This window comes from Aestuariivirga sp., from assembly GCF_046093005.1.
Taxonomy (GTDB): domain Bacteria; phylum Pseudomonadota; class Alphaproteobacteria; order Rhizobiales; family Aestuariivirgaceae; genus Aestuariivirga.
The window spans coordinates 1-22,844 of record NZ_JBJTER010000182.1 but is presented as its reverse complement, the minus strand read 5'-3'; the positions used below and the strand labels follow the sequence as shown (position 1 = coordinate 22,844).

Here is a 22,844-nt window from a genome sequence, read left to right as displayed (position 1 = left end):
ATCGGCATGGCGGCGGGCGCCGTGCAGGGCTATTTCGGCGGCTGGACGGACCTGATCTTTCAGCGCTTTATCGAAATCTGGACGGCCATGCCCGGCCTCTACCTGCTGATCATCCTTGCCGCCTTCATCACGCCGACCTTCTGGATCCTGCTGTTCATCCAGATCCTGTTCTCGTGGACGGCGATTGTGGGGCTGGTGCGCGCCGAATTCCTCCGGGCCCGGAATTTCGAATATGTGCGCGCCGCCCGGGCACTGGGGCTGTCCGACACGCGCATCATGTTCAAGCATCTGCTGCCCAATGCGGTGGTCTCCACCGTCACCTTCATGCCCTTCATCCTGGCCGGCTCGGTCACCGTGCTCACCTCGCTCGATTTCCTCGGCTTCGGCCTGCCGCCCGGCTCAGCTTCGCTGGGCGAGCTGATCGCCCAGGGCAAGAACAACCTGCAGGCGCCGTGGCTGGGGCTCACGGGCTTCTTCGTCGTCTCCATCATGCTGTCGCTTCTGGTGTTCATCGGCGAGGCGGTGCGCGACGCGCTCGATCCGCGGAAGACCTTCGCATGAGCGCCGCCCTTCTCGAGGTCAGGGATCTTTCGGTCGCCTTCACGCAAGGCGGCCAGACCACGCTCGCGGTGGACAAGGTGTCATTCAGTATCGCCAAGGGCGAGACGCTGGCGCTGGTGGGCGAGTCGGGTTCGGGCAAATCGGTCACCGCGCTTTCCATCCTGAAGCTGCTGCCCTACCCGGCCGCCTCGCATCCGTCCGGCTCCATCCAGTTCCGGGGCGAGGAACTGCTCGACGCCGACGAAGGCGACCTGCGGCGGGTGCGCGGCAACAACATCACCATGATCTTCCAGGAGCCGATGACCTCGCTCAATCCGCTGCACACGGTGGAGCGGCAGATCGGCGAAATTCTCGAGCTGCACCAGAACCTGAAGGGCGAGGCGGCGCGCGCCCGCATCGTCGAGCTCCTTGGCAAGGTGGGCATCCGCGATCCTGAGACGAGGCTCCTCGATTATCCGCACCAGCTGTCGGGCGGCCAGCGCCAGCGCGTGATGATCGCCATGGCGCTCGCCAACAACCCGGACCTGCTGATCGCCGACGAGCCCACCACCGCGCTCGACGTCACCGTGCAGGCGCAGATCCTGAAGCTGCTGAAGGACCTGCAGGCAGAATTCGGCATGGCCATGCTGCTCATCACCCATGACCTCGGAATCGTCCGGCAGATGGCGGACAAGGTGGTGGTCATGCAGCGCGGCAAGGCGGTGGAGCAAGGCGACGCCAAGCAACTGTTCGCCGCGCCGCAGCACCCCTATACGAAGCTGCTGCTCACCGCCGAACCCAAGGGCGCGCCGCCGCCCAGCGATGCGTCCGCCCCGGCGGTGGTGGAAACGAGCCAGCTCAAGGTATGGTTTCCGATCAAGCGCGGCTTCTTCCGCCGCACGGTGGGCCACATCAAGGCGGTGGACGGCGTCGATGCGGTGGTGCGGCAGGGCCAGACGCTGGGCGTGGTCGGCGAGTCGGGCTCCGGCAAGACGACGCTCGGCCTGGCGCTGATGCGTCTCATCCGCTCCGAAGGGCCCATCGTGTTCATGGGCCAGCGGATCGACGCCTATAATTCGGCGGCGATGCGGCCATTGCGCAAGCACATGCAGATCGTGTTCCAGGATCCGTTCGGGTCGCTGTCGCCGCGGCTCTCCATCCAGCAGATCGTCGAGGAAGGCCTCACCGTGCTGGGGCGCGACCATGATTATGAGCAGCGGCGCGCCATCGTGGCGCGCGCATTGTCTGAAGTTGGCCTCGACCCCGCCACCATGGACCGCTACCCGCATGAATTCTCCGGCGGCCAGCGCCAGCGCATCGCCATCGCCCGCGCCCTGGCGCTGGAGCCGAAGTTCATCATGCTGGACGAACCGACATCAGCGCTCGACATGTCGGTGCAGGCGCAGATCGTCGATCTCCTGCGATCGCTGCAAGCGAAGCACAACCTCGCCTATCTGTTCATCAGCCATGATCTCCGCGTGGTGCGCGCGCTGGCCAATGAGGTGATCGTGATGCGCAACGGCCTCACCGTCGAAAGCGGGCCAACGGCGGAGGTTTTCTCCAACCCCAGGACGGATTATACCAAGGCGCTGATTGCGGCGGCGCTGAACCTCAAGGCGGCGCCCGAAGATGTGGTGAAACAATAATGGCCTTTCTGTTCATTCTCCCGACCTGGCCCGTGGACGTCTGGACGGCGGCCATGAAGAAGGTGGCGCCGGACCTCGATGTGCGGGTCTGGCCGGACCGCATGGGCAATGTGGCCGATATCGAATATTGCGCCGCCTGGCTGCCGCCGCCTGGCGTGGTGAAAAGCCTGCCCAACCTCAAGGTGATCATGTCGCTGGGGGCGGGCGTCGACGCCATCCTGAAGGACCCGACGCTGCCAACCGACATTCCCATCGTGCGCGTCAACGACCCGGATCTCACCGGCCGCATGACCGAATACATCGTGCTGCATGTGCTGATGCATCACCGCCAGCAACGCCGCATCGACGCGAACCAGAAGCGGAAAGTCTGGGATTCCTTCCCCACCCATGCGGCAAAGGACCTCCGCGTGGGCATCATGGGCATGGGCGTGATGGGGACGGACTCCGCCCTCAAGCTGCGCGATATCGGCTTTCCGGTGGCCGGCTGGAGCCGCGGCCGCAAGTCCATTCCCGGCGTCGAGAGCTTCGCGGGCGCGGAGGAGTTCGATGCCTTCCTGGCGCGCACCGACGTGCTGGTCTCGCTCCTGCCGGCAACGCCTGACACCGACGGCATCATCAACCGCGCGGCAATCCGCAAGCTGGCGCGCAACGGGCCGCTGGGCGCCCCGGTGATCATCAATGCCGGCCGCGGCCGCCAGCAGGTGGACGCTGACATCATCGCGGCGCTCGATGCGGGCGAGCTTCTGGCGGCGACGCTTGACGTGTTCGCCACCGAGCCCTTGCCGCCGGACAGCCCGTTGTGGACCCACCCCAGGGTGACCGTCACGCCGCATTGCGCGGCCGACAGCGACCCCGAGACGATCTGCGCCTATGTGGCGGGCAACATCCGCCGCCACCAGCGCGGCGAGAAACTCGACAACCTGGTAGACCGCGCGCGCGGTTACTGAATCCGCGTCTCGCGTTCCATGGCCGTCTCAAGGTTAGTGATGCGGTCATAGGCCATTTCATCAAGAGCTGAAAAACCCGAGAGCAGCAGCGCCGCACGGGCATCCGCGAGCGTGGGGTCGGCGAAGACCGCGCGCAATGCCGCGCGGAGGCGTTGCGGGTCGCCCGCCCGGGTGATCCAGGGAAGGCCCGGCACGGCCGGCGAGCGCGCCACCTCGACAAGCCCTTCGAGATCCCGCGGGCGGTGGCGGCGGGCCAGTTCCACACAGACGCAGTCGATGGCGCAGACATCGGCGCGGCCCTCGCGCACCGCGGCCAGCGAGGCCAGATGGCTGCCGGACCACATCACCTGTCCGAAGAACCGGCCCTGCCGCGCATGCGGCGCGAAGACGAGCTTCAGGGCCAGCATGCCGGACATCGAGTCCGGCGTGTTCACGGCCGCGCTGGCGCCAAAGAAATCAGGAAGCGGCCGGGCCTCGCGCGCGAAGACGATGCTGCGATAGTCAGGCCCCTCGCAGCCGTCCGCCGCATAGTGCGGCGTGGCGACGATCTTCACCTGGCCCTTCAACGCATGGGTGAAGGGATAGCCGCAGGTTTGGGCGAACAGCAGGTCATCGCGGAACCATGGGCCCGTGAAGTCATCAGGCCGCGAAAGGCTGATGTCCACACCGAGCCGTTGCGCGAGGCCTGCCCAGAACCGGTCGGTGGCCTCGCGGATTTCGGGCCAGTCATACATCTGCAGCGCGGCGATCATCGATTCATGCTATAGCAGCCGGAGGTTTCGAGGTCGTCACCGGTATTCTGCGCATGAACAGCATTTCCGTCATCATCCCCACCCGCGGCCGTCATCATTTCCTGCGGCAGGCGATCGCCAGCGTCCTGGACCAGAGCCATGCACCCGCCGAAATCCTGGTGATCGACGATGGCGTTGGCGCGCGGGAGGCGGCCGGCCACATGCATCCCACGGTCCGCGTGCTCGACAACCACGAGCGCGGCCCCGTGCCGGCACGCAACCTCGGCGTTGCCGAGGCGAAAGGTGAACTGATCTGCTTTCTCGACGATGACGACTGGTTCATCGACGACGACTATCTCGCCGCCGCGGCGCAAGCCTGCGGGAATGGCGCGGTCTTCTGCTACACCGATGGCCGCCTCGTCTTCGAGGACGGGCGGCCGGACCTCGCCTTCGCATTTCACGCCGATGCCGGGACCCTCACGCGCGACAACACCATCCTGATTTCGGGGGTCGTGTACCGGCGCAGCCTGCATGCCGAACTCGGGCGTTTCGACGAGACGCTGCCTTATTACTGGGATTGGGACTGGTATCTGCGCATCGCCCGCGCCGGCCACCCGCTCACCCATCTCGCGAAGCCGGCAGTGGCGATCCGCGTCCATGCGCGCAACATGTCGGGCGAATCACTCGAGGCACAGCGGCGGCTGAATCTCGACCGGTTCTCCACAAAACATGGGCTGCCGCCAATTCCGCTGAAGAACCATCTCGACATCGCCAGCGGCGCGCCGGGCAAACCGCCCGGCTGAAGAACGCCCAATTAAGATATTGTTTTAATTGTATTTTCTTGGTTCACGATTCAGTGTGAAGCCACTGATGCCGGATTCACAAGCGTTTTGGCAACGGCGCAGAAAAAAAGCCGCGAAAAATAAGGGTTTTCCCGAATCGAAAGCTTTGTTATCGCTCGCGGCCAGCCAACCCAAAGAGGAGACAAACATGGCTGACGACAAGATCCAGACGATTCCGCTCTCGAAACTCGCGGCCGAGCTGGCCGAGAAGCACGAGATGTCGAAGAAGGCCGCGGCCGAATTCCTCGGCGCCTTTGTCGACCTCACCGTCAAGAACCTCAAGAAGGGCCACAAGGTGCGCGTCACCGGTCTTGGCATCTTCCAGGTGCGCAAGCGCCCCGCCCGCATGGGCCGCAACCCGGCCACCGGCGAGCAGATCAAGATCAAGGCGTCGAAGAAGCTCGCCTTCCGCGCCGCCAAGGAAGTCAAGGACGCGATCTGAGATCAGTCCGTTTCGGAATTGTGAGGGCTCTGCCTCCCCGGGAGGCGGGGCCCTTTGCTTTTGCGGATGAATTCTTTTCACCGCCAGGGCCGATTGCGGCCATCGGGCGTCCCCGCTAAAACGCCCGCAAAGCTTCATATTTGCAAGGATATGCCATGAAAACCCAGGCGCGTGTGGTGGTGATCGGCGGCGGAGTCGTCGGCTGTTCGGTGCTTTATCATCTCACCAAGGCGGGCTGGAAGGATGTGGTGCTGGTCGAGCGCGACATTCTCACCTCGGGCTCCACCTGGCATGCGGCCGGCGGCTTCCACACGCTCAACGGCGACCCCAATGTCGCGAAACTGCAGGGCTATACGATCGCGCTCTACAATGAGCTGGAAAAGATTTCCGGCCAGGCCTGCGGCCTGCACCGCTCGGGCGGGCTCATCCTCGCCGACACGCCGGAGCGCATGGAATGGCTGAAGATGGCCCATGCGCGGGCGCGCTACCTCGGCCTCGAGACCGAGATCATCTCCATGGCCGAGGCCAAGAAGATGCACCCGCTGCTGGAAGAGAAGCACTTCGTGGGCGCCATGATCGACGCCGCCGACGGCAACCTCGACCCCGAGGGCACCACTCACGCCTATGCCAAGTCGGCGCGCATCAACGGCGCGGAAATCTATCAGGACACCCGCGTCGAGGCGCTGACGCCGCGCAAGGACGGCAGCTGGGACGTGGTCACCGCCAAGGGTACGATCCATGCCGAGCATGTGGTGAACTGCGGCGGGCTGTGGGCCCGCGAGGTGGGCCGCATGGTGGGCCTCGAGCTTCCGGTGCTCGCCATGGAGCACATGTATCTGGTCACCGACGAGATGCCGGAGGTCGTCGCCTACAACAAGGCGCGTGGCCACGAGCTTCCGCACATCATCGACTTCAAGTCCGAAATCTACATGCGCCAGGAGCGCTCCGGCCTCGTGCTCGGCACCTATGAGCGGGCCTGCGTGCCATGGAGCCCGCGCCAGACGCCCTGGACCTTCGGCCGCGAACTGCTGCAGCCGGACCTTGACCGGATCGCGCCCAATCTCGAGCTCGGCTACAAGCATTTTCCGGCGCTGGCCACGGCGGGCATCAAGCGCGTCATCAACGGGCCTTTCACCTTCACGCCGGACGGCAACCCGATCGTCGGGCCGGTGCAGGGCCTGAGGAATTTCTGGCTCGCCTGCGGCGTGATGGCTGGCTTCAGCCAGGGCGGCGGCGTGGGCCTGGCGCTGTCGCAATGGATGGTGAATGGCGATCCCGGCTTCGACGTGTGGGCCATGGACTGCGCCCGCTTCGGGGAATGGGCGACGCGCAGCTACACCAACGAGAAGGTGCGTGAGAACTATTCCCGCCGCTTCTCGATCCGCTTTCCCAACGAGGAGCTGCCCGCCGCCAGGCCGCAGCAGACGACAGCGCTCTATGACATCATGCTCGCCCAGGGCGCCGTGATGGGCGACAGCTGGGGTCTTGAGACACCGCTGTGGTTCGCGCCCAGGGGCGTGGAGCCGAAGGACATCGTCTCGTTCCGCCGCTCCAATGATTTCCCGCATGTCAAGGCGGAGGTGCTGGGCACGCGCAACGGCGTGGGCGTGACCGAGATCGCCAATTTCGCCAAGTACCGCTTCACCGGGCCGGGGGCTGAGTCCTTCCTCTCGCGGTTGATGACCAACAAGATGCCGAAGACCGGCCGCATCATCCTGACCCCGATGCTCAATCCGGCCGGCATGCTGATCGGCGACTTCACCATCGCCAAGGCGGCGGACGACTGTTTCTACATGTGGGGCTCCAGCCAGGCGCAGAAATATCACATGCGATGGTTCGAGCAGCATCTGCCCGCCGATGGCGCGGTGAAGATCCACCGCTATGACATGGGCCTGGTGGGGCTTTCAATCGCCGGGCCGAAATCCCGCGAGGTGCTGCGGCAGCTGACCGACGAGGATGTCTCGAACGCCGCGTTCAAATTCATGGACCACCGCGCCATGGACATTGCCCATTGTCCCGCACTCATCAACCGCGTCACCTATACGGGCGACCTCGGCTATGAAATCTGGGTGGCGCCGGAATACCAGCGCCGGCTCTACCAGGAGATCATGAAGGCGGGTGCGGCACACGGCATCGTCAATTTCGGCATGCGGGCGCTGCTTTCGATGCGGCTCGAAAAGAACTTCCCCACCTGGTACCGCGAGCTCCGCCCCATCTATGGCGGGTTCGAAGCGGGGCTCGACCGCTTCATCGACCTCACCAAGAATGATTTCGTGGGCCGCGCGGCAGCTATGGAAGAAAAGCGCACGGGCGGCACGCTGCGGCGGGTTTCCTTCTTCGTCGATGCGGGCGACGCCGATGTGCTGGGCGACGAGCCGATCTGGCACAAGGGCAAGGTGGTGGGCTGGGTCACCTCCGGCTGCTTCGCGCATTATGTGAACAAATCGATGGCGCAGGGCTATGTGCCGAAGGACCTCGCGGGCGACACGGCGGCCGGCGCCTTCGAGATCGAGATCATCGGCGAGAACCGCAAGGCCACCATCATCACCGAACCGCCCTTCGACCCGGAAGGAAAGCGCATGCGGTCCTGACGCCATGCGTCCGGCGGAGGATCCACAGGCCTTGCGGGTCCAGCAGGCGCTGGGGCCGGGCTTCCGCATCGTCGCATTCGGCCAGAGCACCCACACCGCGCAGGAGGCCGCCGACGCCATCGGCTGCGCGCTGGCGCAGATCGCCAAGTCGATCATCTTCAGAAGCCAGAGCGGCAAGGCGGTTCTGGTCATCGCCTCGGGCGTCAACAGGGTGGATGAGAAGAAAATCCGCGCACTTCTGGGCGAGAAGGTCGAACGCGCCAGCCCGGAATTCGTGAAGGAGATGACCGGGTTCGAGGTGGGTGGTGTCCCGCCGCTCGGGCATGCCAGGCCCTGCACGGTGTTTCTCGATGAGGACCTCAAGGCCTATCCAACCCTGTGGGCGGCGGGCGGCACGGCGAGTGCTGTGTTCGAGATCGGCTTTGCCAGGCTTGTCGAGGTCTCGGGCGCCGCCGTGGCGGACGTGGCAAAAAAATGAGGTCTGGTGGAGCGAAGGGGGATCGAACCCCTGACCTCGGCATTGCGAACGCCGCGCTCTCCCAACTGAGCTACCGCCCCGGTCCACAGGTGCAAGGGCTTTTAGTCCCTGCCCGGGCGAGCGTCAAGCTTGCTTGCCGGGCTCCGCGCGCCTACATGCGACGGGAGAACAACCGAAAGACCTGCTGCCATGATGATGTCGATGAACCCGTTGCTCTGGCTGATCCACACCGTCATCAACATCTATTTCTGGATCATCCTGGCCAGCGTCATCCTGAGCTGGCTGGTGGCTTTCAATATCATCAACCGGTCAAACCCGTTTGTGCGCCAGCTGGGGATGACACTCGAGCGGCTGACCGAGCCCTTGCTGCGGCCGATCCGCCGGTTTCTGCCGGATCTGGGCGGCATCGACATTTCGCCTATCATCCTGCTCATCGGCCTGCAATTCCTGGGCATGGTGGTGACCTGGCTGTTCATGAGCCTCGGTTGGGCGTGACATCGCCTCTGCGCCCGGGGCGCGGCGGGCGGGCGAAAGAGCGTTCTGGTCACTGGAAATCTGGCCCGCTTTAGGGCATGGATGGCCAGAATCGTGAATGCCGGGAAGGAAAGTTGACCATGGCGAAAATCATTGATGGCAAAGCCTTCGCTGAAGGCCTTCGGGGGCGGATCGCCACGGCGGTGGCCGCGCTCAAGGCGGCACATGGTTTCACGCCCGGCCTTGCCGTGGTTCTGGTGGGCGAGGACCCGGCCTCCAAGGTCTATGTGGCCAACAAGGCCAAGCAGACAGTCGAGGTCGGCATGAACTCCTGGGAGCACAGGCTCCCCGCCGAAACGCCGGAGGCCGAGCTGCTGGCGATGGTGGAGAAGCTCAACGCCGACCCGGCGGTGCATGGCATTCTGGTCCAGCTGCCGCTGCCCAAGCACATCGATGCCACCAAGGTGCTGAGCGCGATTTCGCCGGCCAAGGACGTGGACGGCTTCCATGTGGTGAATGTGGGCAAGCTCTCGACGGGGCAGGACTCGCTGGTGCCCTGCACGCCCGTGGGCTCCGTCATGCTGGCCAAGGATGTGCTGGGCAAGCTTGACGGGCTGGAAGCGGTGGTGATCGGCCGGTCCAACATCGTCGGCAAGCCGGTGGCGCAATTGCTGCTGGCCGAGAACTGCACGGTGACCATCGCCCATTCCAGGACCAGGGATCTGCCGGGCGTGGTGCGCCGGGCCGACCTCGTCATCGCCGCCGTCGGCCGGCCGGAGATGGTGAAGGGCGACTGGATCAAGCCGGGCGCCACGGTAATCGACGTCGGCATCAACCGCATCGAGCGCGACGGCAAGGGCAAGCTCGTCGGCGACTGCGACTATGTCTCCTGCGAGAAGGTGGCGGGCGCCATCACGCCCGTACCCGGCGGCGTCGGCCCGATGACCATCGCCTGCCTGCTCTACAACACGGTGAAGGCGGCCTGCGCCGCCAGAGGCATTCCGCAGCCGGCCATGTAGCGCGTCAGCTCTTCACGGCTTTCGCGCGTTCCATCGCTTCGACGATCATCCGTTCCGCCTCCGCTGAGTCGCCCCAGCCCGTCACCTTCACCCATTTGCCGGGTTCCAGGTCCTTGTAGTGCTCGAAGAAGTGCTCGATCTGTTTCAGCGTGATCTCCGGCAGGTCTGTGTAGTTGTGCACATTCTCATAGCGCCGCGTGAGCTTCGGCGTGGGCACCGCCACGATTTTTTCATCATGCCCCGCCTCGTCCTGCATCTTGAGAACGCCCACCGGACGCACTGCCACGACGGCGCCCGGAATGATGCCGCGCTGATTGGCGATCAGCACATCGATCGGGTCGCCGTCATCGGAGAGCGTGTGCGGGATGAAGCCATAGTTGCCGGGATAGCGCATGGACGTATAGAGGAAGCGATCGACGATCAGCGTGCCCGCCGCCTTGTCCATCTCGTATTTGATCGGTTCGCCGCCCACCGGCACCTCGACGATGACATTCACTTCCTTGGGCGGGTTCTTGCCGGTCGAAATGGCGTCGATGCGCATGGGGGTTCCTCGCGGTTGGGCATTCTCCAGCCTCCTCTGCCACGGTAAGGCCGTGCTGGCTATCAGCCATCTGGCTGGATGCACGAGCCCGGCGCTTCAGGCCGTGATGGCGCGGCGGCGGTCGCGGGCGCGCAGCAGATACCAGACGATGACGACGCCCAAAGCCTTGCTCGCCACCTCCGTCATGAAGGCGGCAGGCGTGAGGTAGCCCGCCAGATACTGAAACGCAAAGGTGTCGAGCGGCACGGCGATCACGCTGGACATCAGGATGCGCTGGGAGAGTGGCCGGCGCAGCCAGGAATAGACCGCCCAGTCGGCGGTTTCAGAAAGCGTAAACGCGGTGATCGAGGCCACGGCGATGGCGGGGTCGACCATGAACCAGGTGAGCACGCCCGCCGCCGCCGTGGCAAGCAAGACGGAGTGGCCGAGGTCACGCTGCGCGTAATCACGCAGCACAAACACGAAGCCGACCACGATATTGGCCAGATAAAGGTCGCCCAGCGGCGTCTGCCATGGGGCAATCGCCGTGAACATCCAGTTCACGGCGACAATCGCCGCAGTATAGAGGGCAACCCACATGGGCCGGCCTAGCCGGTGATTTCCTCGGGCTTGAACACCTGGGCGATCTCGATCCGGGCGTTGTCTGGCGAATCCGAGCCATGGACCGAATTGGCCTCGATCGACTCGGCAAATTCCTTGCGGATGGTGCCGGGCGCGGCATTGGCCGGGTTGGTGGCGCCCATCACTTCACGGTACTTGGCGACCGCGTTGTCGCCTTCCAGTACCTGCACCACGATGGGGCCGGAAATCATGAAGGCCACGAGGTCCTTGAAGAAGGGCCGCTCCTTGTGGACGGCGTAGAAGGCCTCGGCGTCCGCCTTGGTCCAGCGCAGCCGCTTCTGGCCGACGATGCGCAGGCCCGCCGCCTCGATCTTGGCGTTGATGGCGCCGGTCAGGTTGCGGCGCGTGGCATCCGGCTTGATGATCGAAAATGTGCGTTCAATGGCCATGAATATCCCCGTTGTTTCAGTCTGTTGCGGAATGGGCGGCGGTATAGCCGCGCGCCGTGCGGCTGGCAAGCGCCGGCCTGGAGCTAAAGCCGGCCCGCCTCGATGATGCGCTTGAGGAAGGCGCGGGTTCTTTCTTCCCGCGGGCTCCCGAAGATCTGGGCGGGCGGGCCTTCTTCGTGCACGACGCCCTCATAGAGAAAGCAGACCTTGGAGGCCACTTCGCGGGCAAAGCCCATTTCATGGGTGGCGAGCAGCATGGTCATGCCCTGATGCGCCAGGTCGCGCACGATGTTCAGCACTTCCGACACGAGTTCCGGATCAAGCGCCGAGGTGATCTCGTCGAGCAGCATCACCTTGGGTTCCATGGCCAGCGCCCGGACGATGGCCACGCGCTGCTGCTGGCCGCCCGAGAGCCGGTCGGGATACTCTCCTGACTTTGCTTCAAGCCCGATGCGCTTCAGGAGCGCCATGGCCCTGGCCTCCGCCTCTTCGCGCGGCAGCTTCAGAACCTTGGTCGGCGCCAGCGTGACGTTTTCAAGCACGCTCATGTGCGGGAACAGGTTGAAACTCTGGAACACGATGCCGACATCGCGGCGCAGCCGGTTGACATCAACCCCCGGCCCCGAGACGCGGTCGTTCATCAGGCGGATTTCGCCGCCCTGGATTTTCTCGAGCCCGTTGATGCAGCGCAGAAGCGTGGACTTGCCGCAGCCCGACGGCCCGATCAGGCAGACCACCTGATGCTCATCGACGCTGAGATTGACGCCGCGCAGCACACGCACGGGCCCGAATTCCTTCTCGACATTGCGGATTTCGAGAAACGCCATGCAATCAACCCCCGGCCCGCATGCGCGCGTTGTCGCGCTCGATCAGCCGGTCCACGAAACGCGCCTGTGGAATGGTGATCACCACGAACAGGATCGCCACGATGGTCACGGCCGACAGGTTGAAGGCGTTGGACGCGATGATGCGCGACTGGTTGAAGGCGTCGATCACGCCCACCACCTGGACAAGGGCGGTGTCCTTCTGCAGGCCGATGAAATCATTGAGCAGCGGCGCCATGATGCGGCGCACCGCCTGCGGCACCACCACATAGCGCATGGTCTGCATGTAGGAGAGGCCGAGCGAGCGGGCCGCTGACACCTGGCTCCAGTGAATGCTTTCGATGCCGGCGCGGTAGACCTCGGCGACATAGGCGCCATAGGTGAGGGTGAGCGCCAGAATGCACCACCAGGTCACCGGAATGCGCGTGGCGGCGCGCTGCTCCGCCACCGTCATGGCCGAAAGATCGGTGAACAGCCCCACGATATGGGGCACGATGAGGTCTGGAAGCCCCGAGGTGGGAATGCCAAAGCCGATCAGGTAGAGCGTCACGATGGCGGGAAGACCGCGGAAAATGTCGCAATAGAGAATAGCCAGCGCGCGGATCGGCTGGCCGGCCTTGCCGGGCATCAGGCGCGCCAGCGCCACGATGAGGCCCCAGATCAGCACCAGGATTTCCGCCACCACGAAGATGAAGATGTTGTTGATCAGGAACTGGCGGGTTACCAGCCACCACTTTTCCTGAATCAGCGGCAGATAGAAGAAGGTGTGGCCCACCGCCGCGTCGTTCATCATCACGAAGCTGGCGAAGCCGAGGATGATCAGCGCGAAGGCGCCCCAGCCGAAGGTGACCCATCCATTCTCGCGCGCGGCGGCGGTTTCGATGCGCGCGGTGACAAGATCGCCTGCCGCGAGCGCCGTCGCCGCCCGCCGCGATTCCGCGAAGGCCCGGAACGCCGGCAGGAACAGCAGCGCGGTCGCGGCGATGACCAGCCAGAACAGCACCTGCCACCCGCCGTTCATCGCCTCAAGATGGACGAGTGCCTTTCCAATTAGCCCGGTGGCGCCGTAGGCCGCGAGGGTGCACAGTGCCGCGAACAGCAAGGCCGCAAGGGCGAGGCCGTCGGCGCGTTGCGGCAGCGGGGCGTGGGCGTTTCTCAAGCGGAGATGGTGTCCCCGCCGCCGCGAGCGGCGGGGACGTCACGGTCAGGGATTGAAGTAGGGAACCGTGGCGGGATCCTTGCCCCAGGCCGCCGCCAGATATTTGGCGGCCAGCTTGGCCACCGTGCCGTCGTCGATCATCGACTGGATGATCTTGTCGAGCGTGGCATTGTTGGCGTTGCCCTTGGGATAGATCGCGCCATAGGTTTCGCCGGTCTTGTATTGGCCCACCACCGCCACCTTGCCGGGGTTGGCGACTTCCTCGGCGAGCACGATCGAGGTGTCGGTCATCGCCGCGTCGATCTGGCCGGCGCGCAGTGCGGTGAACATGTCACCCTGATCCGGATAGACCTGCACATCGGCAAGGCCAAGCTTGTCCTGCGCGAAGGCAGCACCCGTGGTGGCCTGCTGCACGCCAACCTTGGCGGACTTGATCGACTTTTCGTCCACCGGCGCGTCGGTGCGCGCCAAGACGCCGATGTCGGAGCTGAAATAAGGCACCGAGAAATCATGCACCTTCTTGCGCTCATCGGTGATCGAGATCTGCGACATGGCGAGATCGAAGCCTTCGGTCTGGCCGGCGATCAGCGCATCCCAGCCCACGTTTACGACTTCCAGCTTGTCATAGCCCGCCCGCCAGGCGATTTCGGCGGCCATGCAATACTCCATGCCGTCCTTGATCGCCGCCGGATCGTCGCCATTCCACCAGATAGGCGCCGGCAGCGAAACCTCGACGGTGAGCTGGCCGGCCTTGGCCGGGCTGGCGATGGGGATCGAGCCCTTCTCGCCCGCCACCTCGCAATTGCCAATCATGTTGGCCGCCGATGCCGGCAGGCTGAAGGCCATAATTGCGGCGGCGGCGATGAACACGCGTTTCGATAGTGCCATGATGTCTTCTCCCTGTTGTCGACAAAAAAGGCAACGCTAACTAGACGGTAAAACTGGAAAAAGGGCAAGTGACTTGCCGTTAACCCAGCGGAAACCCGGCCGTCAGCCGGTCCAGCCGAGACCAGCGGCCACGCAGTTCATGGTCATCAGCAGCGGCATCATCGGGGGTTCGCCGGCGGCGCCGCGGCGGGATTCCTTGAGAAGCTGAACCTGCCAGCGGTTTGCCTGGTCGACCATCGGCCGCACCCGCTCGAAGCGGCGCTGCAGGCCTTCGAAGCGCTCGCACAGCCGCTTCTCTCCGGTGAGTTCGAGGATGGCGCGGGCCGTGCGGCTGTGCTCATGCCGGATGAGGGCATAAAGCCGTTCGGCCGATGTGCGTTCGTTCACCAGGGCGGCATATTGCTCGGCCACATCCATGTCGGCGAGGTAGAGCGATTTCTCCACTTCATCGATGGCCAGCCTGAAGCCGCGGGAGCGGTTATACATATCGCGCAGCAGCTTCATGCCTTCCTCGCCGCGCGGCACCAGAAAATCATCGAGCGCATAGCCCAGCCCATACCAGCCGGTGAGCAGGTGGCGGTTCTGGCTCCACGCGAAGACCCACGGAATGGCGCGCAGGTCGCCAATGCCTCTCGCCCCGAAGCGGCGCGCCGGGCGCGAGCCGAGCTTCAGATTGGCCAGTTCCTCCACCGGCGAGGCCTGGTGGAAATAGTCGAGCAGGGCGGGGTCCTCGGCGAGCTTGCGGTAATGCCGGAACGAGGCCTGGGCGATCCATTCCACCGCATTCTGGTGTTCCGGGTTCACCTTCAGCTCCGGCTCTTCGATCGATTTCAGCGAATGCACGAAAACCGCCGCGGCGAGAATCTCAAGATTGTGCTGCGCCGTGCCGCGATTGGCAAATTTCGAGGATACCACCTCGCCCTGCTCGGTGACGCGCATGCGCCCGCCGATGCTGCCGGCGGGCTGCGCGGCGATAGCCCGGCCGGTGGGCGCCCCCCCGCGGCTCACGGAGCCGCCGCGGCCGTGGAAGAAGCTGATGGCGACGCCCGCCTCGCGCCCCACCCTGATGAGACGGCGCTGCGCCTCGAACAGTTCGAAGCTGGCGCAGAAAAAGCCGCCGTCCTTGTTGGAGTCGGAATAGCCCAGCATCACTTCCTGGCGTCCGCCCTGGGCCGCCACGGAGGAGCGCACCAGCGGATGCGCCAGGAGTTCACTCATGATGCGCGGCGCGGCGCGCAAGTCGTCGATGGTTTCGAACAGCGGCACCACGCGGATGCGGCAGACTTCGCGCGCCGTCTCGTCGGCGAACAGGCCGCAGAACTTGGCGAGCAGATAGAGACCCAGCACGTCGCTGGCGCTCTCGGTCATCGACAGGATGAAGGCGCCGATCGCCTGCGGGTCAGGCCCGTCGATGGTCTCGCGCACCAGGTCAAGCAGCCCCAGCAGTTCCTGCGCCTCATCCGACATGCCGCGGAACCGCGGCAGGAAGCCAAGGGGCTTGGCCAGTTCGGCTTCGATCCATTGCTGCCATTCCGGTGTGCCGTGCGCCGGGCCATCGCTATCGGCAAGCGGGTTCAGCTTGCGCCAGATTTCGCGGAGCACGCGGTTGATCACCGTGGTGTTCTGCCGGAGATCGAGGCTCACTGACCGGAAGCCAAAGGTCTCGACTTCCCAGCGCACCGGCCGCACCAGGCTCGCGGCGATCGACACCGACTGCACTTGCGCCAGCGCTTCCTCGGCGGCCCGCAATTCCCCGATCAGTTCATCCGTGCTGGTAAAGCCGGTGGCGGTGGCGTCAGGATCGAAGGTGGCGGCGAGGCGCGCCCGCAGCGCGGTGAAGAAGCGCCGGAACGGTTCATGGGCGTTGCGGGACGCGATCATCTTGGCATCGCCTGACAACTCCGTCTGCCGCGCGACGCGGTCCAGGAAGTCCTGCGGCATGGCGATTTCCTGGGAACTCAACGACACGAGCTGCGCCAGGTCCGTCAAACGCTGGTCGAGGCGGGCGAGAATGGCGTTGCGGTTTTCGGCCAGCGCATAGCGCGTGAGATCGACGGTGACGAAGGGGTTGCCGTCGCGGTCGCCGCCGATCCACGAGGCATAGCGCAACGGCGGCCGCACCCGGCTGGGCGTTTCGGGGTAATGGCGCTGCAGCGCCGCTTCGATCAGGTCACACAGGCTGGCGGTGCGGTCGAACAGCGTCTCGCGGAAGAAATGCAAGCCCCAGTGGATTTCCTGCTCCACGGTGGGTTTTTCGAGGCGGATTTCGCCGGTGAGCCACAACAGGTCGATCTCGTTGCGCAGCGCCTTCAGCAGGCCTGTGCGTTCGCGCGGCGTCCAGCGCGGGCTCTCGAGCTCATAGAGCTTCAGGTAGATGCGGCGGTGGATCTCCAGCACCGTCACCCGCTTGGCTTCTGTGGGGTGGGCGGTGATCGTCGGCTGCACGTCAATGGTGTCCAGCGCCTTCTGCACCGCCTCGGGCGGCACATTGGCGGCGGCCACCGTGGCGAAGGCATGCGAGAAGGAGCCCGGCACCTGGTCTGGCCCGCTGCGGGTTTCCATCTGGCGGCGGTTGCGCATCGCGGCGTTTTCCTCGGCGATGTTCAACAGCTGCAGCCAGATGCCGATGACCTGGAGGGCATGTTCGATCAGCTCGGGTGGCAGCTGGCGGGCGTTGGCCGGTTCGTCGATGACCGTCAGCACCCGGGGCTCGCGCACCCGGATCACCTGCCGCAGCAGGTCGCGCAGCATCATGGTGATTTCGTCGAGATAGGCGGCATCGGCCGGTCCGGCGGCCGGTCTTGCCATGGTCACGTTGGTCACCTGATGGGCGCTCCTCAAATCCCGCATGTCTTGTGCGGTGCAGCAGAAAATGTGTCAATACCGTTTTGGACGACAGCGCTTCGCGCATGACAGCCCCGTGCCCCTTCGCTAGAAACCGCTCCCATGCTGCACATCAACGGACTGACTTACCGGATCGGTGGCCGGCTGCTGCTCGAGGATGCCTCGGTCGCCGTCCCGGAGGGCCACAAGATCGGCATCGTCGGCCGCAACGGGGCGGGCAAATCCACGCTGTTCCGGCTGATCCTGGGCGAGATTCCATCGGAGGCGGGGAGCATCACCCTCCCGCGCAACGCCCGCATTGGCACCGTTGCGCAGGAGGCGCCGGGCGGCGCCGGGAGCCTGATCGATACTGTCATGGCGGGCGACGCCGAGCTTTCAGCATTGCTGGCCGAGGCCGAGACGGCGGCCGACCCGCACCGCATCGCCGAGGTCCAGACCCGGCTTGCCGATATCGACGCTCATGCCGCCAGGTCGCGCGCCGCCACCATCCTGAGCGGGCTTGGCTTCAGTGATGAGCGCCAGGCGGGCCCCTGTTCGGCGCTCTCGGGCGGCTGGCGCATGCGCGTCGCGCTGGCGGCGGCACTGTTCGCAAGGCCAGATGTGCTGCTGCTCGACGAGCCAACAAACTATCTCGATCTGGAAGGCGCCATCTGGCTCAAGAGCTTCATCCGCGACTATCCGCACACCGTGGTGCTGATCAGCCATGACCGCGATCTTCTCAACGAAGCCGTGAGCCATATCCTGCATCTCGACCGCGGCAAGCTCACCCTCTATCAGGGCAATTACGACAGCTTCGAGCGGCAGCGGCGGGAGAAGCAGGCGCTGTCCCAGAAGCTCATGAAGAAGCAGGACGAGCAGCGCCGCCACATGATGGCCTTCGTCGACCGCTTCCGCTACAAGGCGTCCAAGGCGAGGCAGGCGCAAAGCCGCCTCAAGGCGCTGGCCAAGCTTGAGCCCATCGCCGAACTCGTCGAAGAGCGGGTGGCGCCGTTCTTCTTCCCAAATCCCGAGAAAGCCATCGCGCCGCCCTTGATCAAGTGGGACAAGGTCAGCGTCGGTTATGCGGCTGAGAGGCCGGTGCTGCGCAACATCACCCTCAGGCTCGATCCCGATGACCGGATCGCGCTTCTTGGCGCCAATGGCAATGGCAAGTCCACCTTCGCCAAGCTCTTGTGCGGCAAGCTGAAGCCGATGTCCGGCGAGATGACGGCGCCGGCCCGGCTCACCACGGGTTACTTCGCGCAGCATCAGCTTGACGAACTGTCATCGGGCCGCACGCCCTATTCCTATTTCGCCGAACTCATGCCGGACGAACCGGAATCGCGGCGCCGGGCCAAGCTCGGCGCCTATGGCTTCGGCGCGGCGCTGGCCGATTCCCGCTGCGATACGCTCTCGGGCGGCGAGAAGGCGCGGCTCCTGTTCGCGCTCGCCGCCTTTCATGCCCCGCATGTGCTGGTGCTGGACGAGCCCACCAACCACCTCGACGTCGACAGCCGCGAGGCGCTGATCATGGCGATCAATGAATTCGAAGGCGCGGTGATCCTGATCAGCCATGACCGTCACATCATCGAAACCTGCGTGGATACGCTGTGGCTGGTGAAGGACGGCGCCGTCAAAGCTTTCGACGGTGACATGGAGGATTACACCCGGCTGGTCCTTGACGGCGCGCGCGAAAGCCGCCGGGCGGAGCGTGCCGCAAACGCGAGGGCCGAGCCCACGGACGCCCGCCCGGCGCCGCGGCCATCGCCAGCCGCCACCCAGAAGACTGTCGAGAAGCTCGACCGCCGCATGGAGGAACTGCGCGGCAAGATCGCGATCCTGGATCAGGCCTTGTCAGACGCCGCCATCTACAGCGAGGAGCCGCGCAAGGCCGCTGACTTCACCAGGCTCCGCGCCAGGCTTGCCGCCGATCTTGAGGCGCTTGAAAACCAGTGGCTTGAAGCCCAGCTGGGATAATCACTTGCCGCTGGTGGCGCGGGTTCTCAGAGCGGTTGCGCTATGAGCGCGGGCCGAAGGCGGAAGCGATGCGGTCGATCTGATTGTTGACCGGACTTTCATTGGCGGCCAGGCTGGCCTTGTCCTGCATTTTCAGCATGGCGTCGAATTTCAACACCCGCTGGTGCAGGGCCAGCGAGCGCGCGATGATGTCCAGCAGCGCCTTCGGCAGCTGGTCTGTGCCGTTCAGGGTGTTGCCGGGGCCCAGTTCGGCGAGGCTGATCCGGTGGCGCTCCCGCCGCACCTCCTCGGGCTTCATCTCACCCGCGCCGATCGCCCGCTGCAGCAAGAGCCAGGACGCGAGCTGCATCAGGCGGGTGGTCAGCCGCATGCTTTCGGCGGCATAGGCCACCGCGCCATGGCGGTCGAGCAGGCGCGCGTCCTGGCGGCCCGGACCGTCGAGATAATTGGCGGTTTCCTCGACCAGGCCCATGCCTTCGCGGAACACCTTGTCAAACTGTTCCGAGGCCGCGAAACGGACCATGAAATCGACGGTGACGGGAGATGTTTCGGCGGACGCCATGTGTGAATTCCCTTCGGCAGACTGAGCGATCGCGCGGAGCCGGAACGCAATCATGACCTTGCCTGAAGGTCAGGTCAATGCTTGCCAGGCGCCGCGTCGCCTGATGGCGCCAAGCAAGAATGATGCCAGAACATAGAAAAAAGCCGCGCGTGAAAGCGCGGCTTTGAAGTTTCAAACAGGGAGGCGTCAAACAGAGTGGCCGGGGCCACTCGGCACAATCCGGTCAAGGATTACAAGATTGAGTTGTAAATCAAGTACCTTAACCAAAGCTTAACAAATTGCCGTTCGCCGTCCTGATCTGTGCCGGAATGGCCGATTTCAGACGCCCATCCACGTTCGTCAGGACCGGAAGAAGGCATCGGCGGCCGATTTGGAGGCCTGTTTCGAGGTGATCATCGCCTTGACCCGGCTGATTTCCGCCTCCAGGAGCGCGATTCGCTGTTCCAATTCGGACAGCGACAGGAGATCGAGATTCTCGCCAAGGGTGACACCGGCGGGCTTGCGGGGCAGGTCTTCGAAACTCATGGCAGCGGCTCCTGTTCGGGAGGGCCATTTTGTCATTGCCGGGGCCTTCTCTTCAACTCAAACTGTCAGCATCAAGGAGAAACCAAGACATGCAGGAGATGACCGCCATCGCCATCACCGCCCCCGGCGGGCCGGAGGTGCTGAAGCCGGTGCGCCTGGCCATTCCGCAGCCGAAACCCGGGGAGCTGCTGGTGCGGGTCAGGGCGGCGGGCGTCAACCGGCCCGATGCGCTGCAGCGCCAGGGCGCCTACCCGCCGCCGCCCGGCGCACCCGAAACCCCCGGACTGGAGATCGCCGGCGAGGTGGTGGGGCGCGGCGACGGCGTCAAGCGCTACGAGCCGGGCAACCTGGTCTGCGCCCTGGTGCCGGGCGGCGGCTATGCCGAATATGCCGTGGTGCATGAGGATAATGCGCTGCCCGTGCCACCGGGACTGTCGCTGGCCGAGGCTGCCGCCATCCCCGAAACCTTCTTCACGGTGTGGACCAATGTGTTCGACCGCGGCCACTTGCAGAAAGGCGAAACGCTGCTGGTGCATGGCGGCTCGAGCGGCATCGGCACCACCGCCATCATGCTGGGCAAGGCATTTGGCGCCCGCGTGGTGGTCACGGCGGGCTCGGAGGAGAAATGCGCCGCCTGCATTGAGCTCGGGGCCGATCTGGCGATCAACTACCGCACCGCGGATTTCGCGGCGGTGCTGGCCGAAAAGGCCATCAGGCCTGACGTGATCCTCGACATGGTGGGGGGCGACTATGTGTCCCGCAACCTCAAGGCGGCAGCCCCGCATGGCCGCATTGTGATGATCGCATTCCAGAAGGGATCACGCTTCGAGGCCGACTGGATGCCGCTGATGCTGAAGCGGCTGACCTTCACGGGATCCACGCTAAGGCCGCGCAGTGTTGCCGAAAAGGCCGAGATCGCCCGTGCGCTGGAAAGCCAAGTCTGGCCGCTGATGGCCGCCGGGCGGGTCAAGCCCATCATCTTCCGGACCTTCCCGCTGGCTGAGGCGGCGGCGGCCCATGCCTTGATGGAATCGAGCGAACACATCGGCAAGATCGTGCTGACCACCGGCTAGCAGGGCGCGCAAATCAAGCATTGCGCGGCGCCCGCCCCGCCGTTATATGGGCGTTATTCCAAACAAGCTGTCGCAAAGACAGGGAACCCCAGTCCGGTTCTCAAGGAGCAAAAGATCATGTCCCGCCCACCGCTGATGCCCAAGGCCACCGCCGTCTGGCTGGTCGAGAATACCGGACTCTCCTTCCGGCAGATCGCCGATTTCTGCCATCTGCACGAACTCGAGGTGAAAGGCATTGCCGACGGCGATGTGGCGGCCGGCATCAAGGGCCTCGATCCGGTCACCGGCGGGCAGATCACGCGCGAGGAGATCGAGAAGGGCGAGAAGGACCCGGAGTACCGGCTGAAGATCCTCGAATCAAAGGTCAACATCCAGGTGCAGAAGTCCACCTCCGGGCCGCGCTATACGCCGGTCTCGCGGCGCGGCGACCGGCCGGACGCCATCGCCTGGCTGATCCGCTACCATCCGGAACTTCCCGACTCGGCGATCATGAAGCTGGTCGGCACCACCAAGTCGACGATTGCCGCGGTGCGTGACCGCAGCCACTGGAACGCCTCCAATATCAAGCCGGTGGACCCGGTTTCGCTCGGCATCTGCTCGCAGCTGGCACTCGACTTCGCGGTGCAGAAGGCTGCCCGCAAGGCCGGACGCCCGGCCGCCGAACAGGCGCCGGTGCGCACGCTGATCCCGGCGGCCGAGGTCGAAGGCACGGCGGCTCACGCGGCGGCCCAGGCGGCGGAACCGCAGCCCACCTTCGCGCCGTCCGAACCGGCGGCCAAGGAGGTTCAGCCCGAGTATGACGCGGACTCGGTGTTCGCCAAGCTGAAGTCGCTGAAGCGCGGCGACGAGGAGTGAGCGCCATGCGCATTCTGGTGGTTGGCGCATCCGGAACCGTGGGCCGCGCGGCGGTGGGTGAATTGTCGCGCCGCCATGAGGTGATCAGGGCTGGCCGCTCCTCCGGCGATGTGACGGTCGACGTGATGAAGGAAGACGCGGTCAAGGCGATGTTCGAGAGGCTCGGCATGCTCGATGCCGTGGTCGCCTGCGCCGGACACGTGCATTTCGGGCCGCTTGCCGGCATGACCCCGGCACAGTTCAGGAAGGGCCTCGACGACAAGCTGATGGGCCAGATCAACCTCGTGCTGATCGGCCTTCAGCATGTGAAGGACGGCGGCTCCTTCACCTTGACCAGCGGCATTCTCGACCGCGATCCGGTGCGGGCCGGCGCCAATGCCGCGGCGGTCAACGGCGCCATCGGCGGCTTCGTCAGGGGTGCGGCAATCGACATGCCGCGCGGCATCCGCATCAATGCGGTGAGCCCAGGCCTCCTGGAAGAGTCGGCACAGAAATACGATGGCTTCTTCCCGGGCCACGAGACGGTATCCTCAGCCCGCGTCGGGCTGGCCTATGCCAAGAGCGTCGAGGGCGGGCTGACCGGACAGGTGATCAGCGTCGGCTGAGGGCGCTGATTGAGAAGAAATTCGCGTTCACCGCGGTAAATCGAAGTCTTCTCCCGCTTGCGGGAGAAGAAGGGACCCGTTGCGGCACGCAACGGGGAGATGAGGGGAAATTGTTCCTGATGCCCATGCCTTGCCCTCACCTGCCCCAACTTCGTTGGGGCCCCTTCCTCTCCCGCTTTGCGGGAGAGGACGAAGGCGGGTGCATTCCGTTGACTGCACAAAGCTCTGGGAGTGGTGTTTGCTTGACTGAACCAGGTACAATTTCTCAGCCGGTATCCAGCCTCCGCCAGCT

Annotated in this window: 23 protein-coding genes and 1 tRNA gene; 13 read left to right on the top strand and 11 right to left on the bottom strand. The window is 64.8% G+C overall.

Annotation, left to right across the window (positions count from 1 at the left end; all coding sequences use genetic code 11):
- The 3 genes from ACKOED_RS15405 to ACKOED_RS15395 form a co-directional block, all read left to right on the top strand.
- The coding region (locus ACKOED_RS15405; protein ID WP_408917507.1) for an ABC transporter permease subunit at positions 1-561 on the top strand (561 nt) is incomplete at its 5' end.
- Positions 558-2,186, top strand: a complete 1,629-nt coding sequence (locus tag ACKOED_RS15400) for an ABC transporter ATP-binding protein (protein WP_408917506.1) — start codon at positions 558-560, stop codon at positions 2,184-2,186. The genes ACKOED_RS15405 and ACKOED_RS15400, both read left to right, overlap by 4 nt.
- Positions 2,186-3,133, top strand: a complete 948-nt coding sequence (locus tag ACKOED_RS15395; protein WP_408917505.1) for a 2-hydroxyacid dehydrogenase — start codon at positions 2,186-2,188, stop codon at positions 3,131-3,133. The genes ACKOED_RS15400 and ACKOED_RS15395 overlap by 1 nt, the downstream gene beginning before the upstream one ends.
- On the opposite strand, the gene ACKOED_RS15390 is transcribed toward ACKOED_RS15395, so the two are convergent.
- A complete protein-coding gene (locus tag ACKOED_RS15390; RefSeq protein ID WP_408917504.1) occupies positions 3,127-3,885 on the bottom strand; it encodes a phosphate/phosphite/phosphonate ABC transporter substrate-binding protein in 759 nt (252 codons plus the stop codon). The two genes, ACKOED_RS15395 and ACKOED_RS15390, sit on opposite strands and share 7 nt — an antisense overlap.
- Before the next feature lie 53 nt (positions 3,886-3,938).
- On the opposite strand from ACKOED_RS15390, the gene ACKOED_RS15385 reads away from it, so the two are divergent.
- The 4 genes from ACKOED_RS15385 to ACKOED_RS15370 all read left to right on the top strand — a co-directional run bounded on the left by ACKOED_RS15385 (position 3,939) and on the right by ACKOED_RS15370 (position 8,217).
- A complete protein-coding gene (locus ACKOED_RS15385) occupies positions 3,939-4,667 on the top strand; it encodes a glycosyltransferase family 2 protein (RefSeq protein WP_408917503.1) in 729 nt (242 codons plus the stop codon).
- A gap of 187 nt (positions 4,668-4,854) precedes the next feature.
- Positions 4,855-5,148 (top strand): HU family DNA-binding protein, encoded by a 294-nt coding sequence (locus ACKOED_RS15380; RefSeq protein ID WP_408917502.1) that lies wholly within the window; start codon positions 4,855-4,857, stop codon positions 5,146-5,148.
- Positions 5,149-5,303: 155 nt separating this feature from the next.
- Complete coding sequence (locus tag ACKOED_RS15375) at positions 5,304-7,739, top strand: FAD-dependent oxidoreductase (RefSeq protein ID WP_408917501.1); 2,436 nt, start codon at positions 5,304-5,306, stop codon at positions 7,737-7,739.
- Between the two features lie 4 nt (positions 7,740-7,743).
- The gene (locus ACKOED_RS15370; protein ID WP_408917500.1) at positions 7,744-8,217 is read left to right on the top strand and encodes a YbaK/EbsC family protein; all 474 of its coding nucleotides are present in this window, start codon (positions 7,744-7,746) and stop codon (positions 8,215-8,217) included.
- A 4-nt stretch (positions 8,218-8,221) separates the two neighbouring features.
- Here the strand turns inward: ACKOED_RS15370 and ACKOED_RS15365 are convergent.
- Positions 8,222-8,297: transfer RNA gene (locus ACKOED_RS15365), tRNA-Ala, on the bottom strand.
- Positions 8,298-8,418: 121 nt separating this feature from the next.
- Here ACKOED_RS15365 and ACKOED_RS15360 point away from each other — a divergent pair.
- Both ACKOED_RS15360 and folD read left to right on the top strand, forming a co-directional pair.
- Complete coding sequence (locus tag ACKOED_RS15360) at positions 8,419-8,712, top strand: YggT family protein (protein WP_408917499.1); 294 nt, start codon at positions 8,419-8,421, stop codon at positions 8,710-8,712.
- Positions 8,713-8,831: 119 nt separating this feature from the next.
- Positions 8,832-9,710 carry a bifunctional methylenetetrahydrofolate dehydrogenase/methenyltetrahydrofolate cyclohydrolase FolD gene (gene folD / locus ACKOED_RS15355; RefSeq protein WP_408917498.1) on the top strand — a complete coding sequence of 293 codons (879 nt, stop codon included), beginning with the start codon at positions 8,832-8,834 and terminating at the stop codon, positions 9,708-9,710.
- Positions 9,711-9,714: 4 nt separating this feature from the next.
- On the opposite strand, the gene ppa is transcribed toward folD, so the two are convergent.
- The 7 genes from ppa to ACKOED_RS15320 all read right to left on the bottom strand — a co-directional run bounded on the left by ppa (position 9,715) and on the right by ACKOED_RS15320 (position 16,955).
- Positions 9,715-10,251, bottom strand: a complete 537-nt coding sequence (ppa, locus tag ACKOED_RS15350) for an inorganic diphosphatase (RefSeq protein WP_408917497.1) — start codon at positions 10,249-10,251, stop codon at positions 9,715-9,717.
- Between the two features lie 96 nt (positions 10,252-10,347).
- A complete protein-coding gene (locus tag ACKOED_RS15345) occupies positions 10,348-10,830 on the bottom strand; it encodes a VUT family protein (RefSeq protein WP_408917496.1) in 483 nt (160 codons plus the stop codon).
- 8 nt (positions 10,831-10,838) lie between these two features.
- Positions 10,839-11,261, bottom strand: a complete 423-nt coding sequence (gene ndk / locus ACKOED_RS15340; RefSeq protein ID WP_408917495.1) for a nucleoside-diphosphate kinase — start codon at positions 11,259-11,261, stop codon at positions 10,839-10,841.
- Positions 11,262-11,344: 83 nt separating this feature from the next.
- A complete protein-coding gene (locus tag ACKOED_RS15335; RefSeq protein ID WP_408917494.1) occupies positions 11,345-12,088 on the bottom strand; it encodes an amino acid ABC transporter ATP-binding protein in 744 nt (247 codons plus the stop codon).
- 4 nt (positions 12,089-12,092) lie between these two features.
- On the bottom strand, positions 12,093-13,244 hold the full coding sequence (locus tag ACKOED_RS15330) for an amino acid ABC transporter permease (protein WP_408917493.1): 1,152 nt from the start codon (positions 13,242-13,244) through the stop codon (positions 12,093-12,095).
- Positions 13,245-13,289: 45 nt separating this feature from the next.
- Complete coding sequence (locus ACKOED_RS15325; protein ID WP_408917492.1) at positions 13,290-14,132, bottom strand: ABC transporter substrate-binding protein; 843 nt, start codon at positions 14,130-14,132, stop codon at positions 13,290-13,292.
- 102 nt (positions 14,133-14,234) lie between these two features.
- Entirely contained in the window at positions 14,235-16,955 is a 2,721-nt protein-coding gene (locus ACKOED_RS15320) for a phosphoenolpyruvate carboxylase (protein ID WP_408917490.1), read from the bottom strand.
- A 123-nt stretch (positions 16,956-17,078) separates the two neighbouring features.
- Here ACKOED_RS15320 and ACKOED_RS15315 point away from each other — a divergent pair, with 123 nt between their 5' ends.
- Entirely contained in the window at positions 17,079-18,932 is a 1,854-nt protein-coding gene (locus ACKOED_RS15315) for an ABC-F family ATP-binding cassette domain-containing protein (protein ID WP_408917489.1), read from the top strand.
- Between the two features lie 40 nt (positions 18,933-18,972).
- Here the strand turns inward: ACKOED_RS15315 and ACKOED_RS15310 are convergent, their stop codons facing one another.
- Entirely contained in the window at positions 18,973-19,494 is a 522-nt protein-coding gene (locus ACKOED_RS15310) for a DUF1465 family protein (protein WP_408917488.1), read from the bottom strand.
- A 339-nt stretch (positions 19,495-19,833) separates the two neighbouring features.
- Entirely contained in the window at positions 19,834-20,019 is a 186-nt protein-coding gene (locus ACKOED_RS15305; RefSeq protein WP_408917487.1) for a DUF1192 domain-containing protein, read from the bottom strand.
- Positions 20,020-20,108: 89 nt separating this feature from the next.
- Here ACKOED_RS15305 and ACKOED_RS15300 point away from each other — a divergent pair, with 89 nt between their 5' ends.
- From ACKOED_RS15300 to ACKOED_RS15290, 3 genes are all read left to right on the top strand, one after another.
- Positions 20,109-21,092 carry an NAD(P)H-quinone oxidoreductase gene (locus tag ACKOED_RS15300; protein WP_408917486.1) on the top strand — a complete coding sequence of 328 codons (984 nt, stop codon included), beginning with the start codon at positions 20,109-20,111 and terminating at the stop codon, positions 21,090-21,092.
- A gap of 117 nt (positions 21,093-21,209) precedes the next feature.
- The gene (locus ACKOED_RS15295; RefSeq protein WP_408917485.1) at positions 21,210-21,947 is read left to right on the top strand and encodes a DUF1013 domain-containing protein; all 738 of its coding nucleotides are present in this window, start codon (positions 21,210-21,212) and stop codon (positions 21,945-21,947) included.
- Positions 21,948-21,952: 5 nt separating this feature from the next.
- Complete coding sequence (locus ACKOED_RS15290; RefSeq protein WP_408917484.1) at positions 21,953-22,552, top strand: short chain dehydrogenase; 600 nt, start codon at positions 21,953-21,955, stop codon at positions 22,550-22,552.
- The last annotated feature ends 292 nt before the right edge of the window (positions 22,553-22,844 follow it).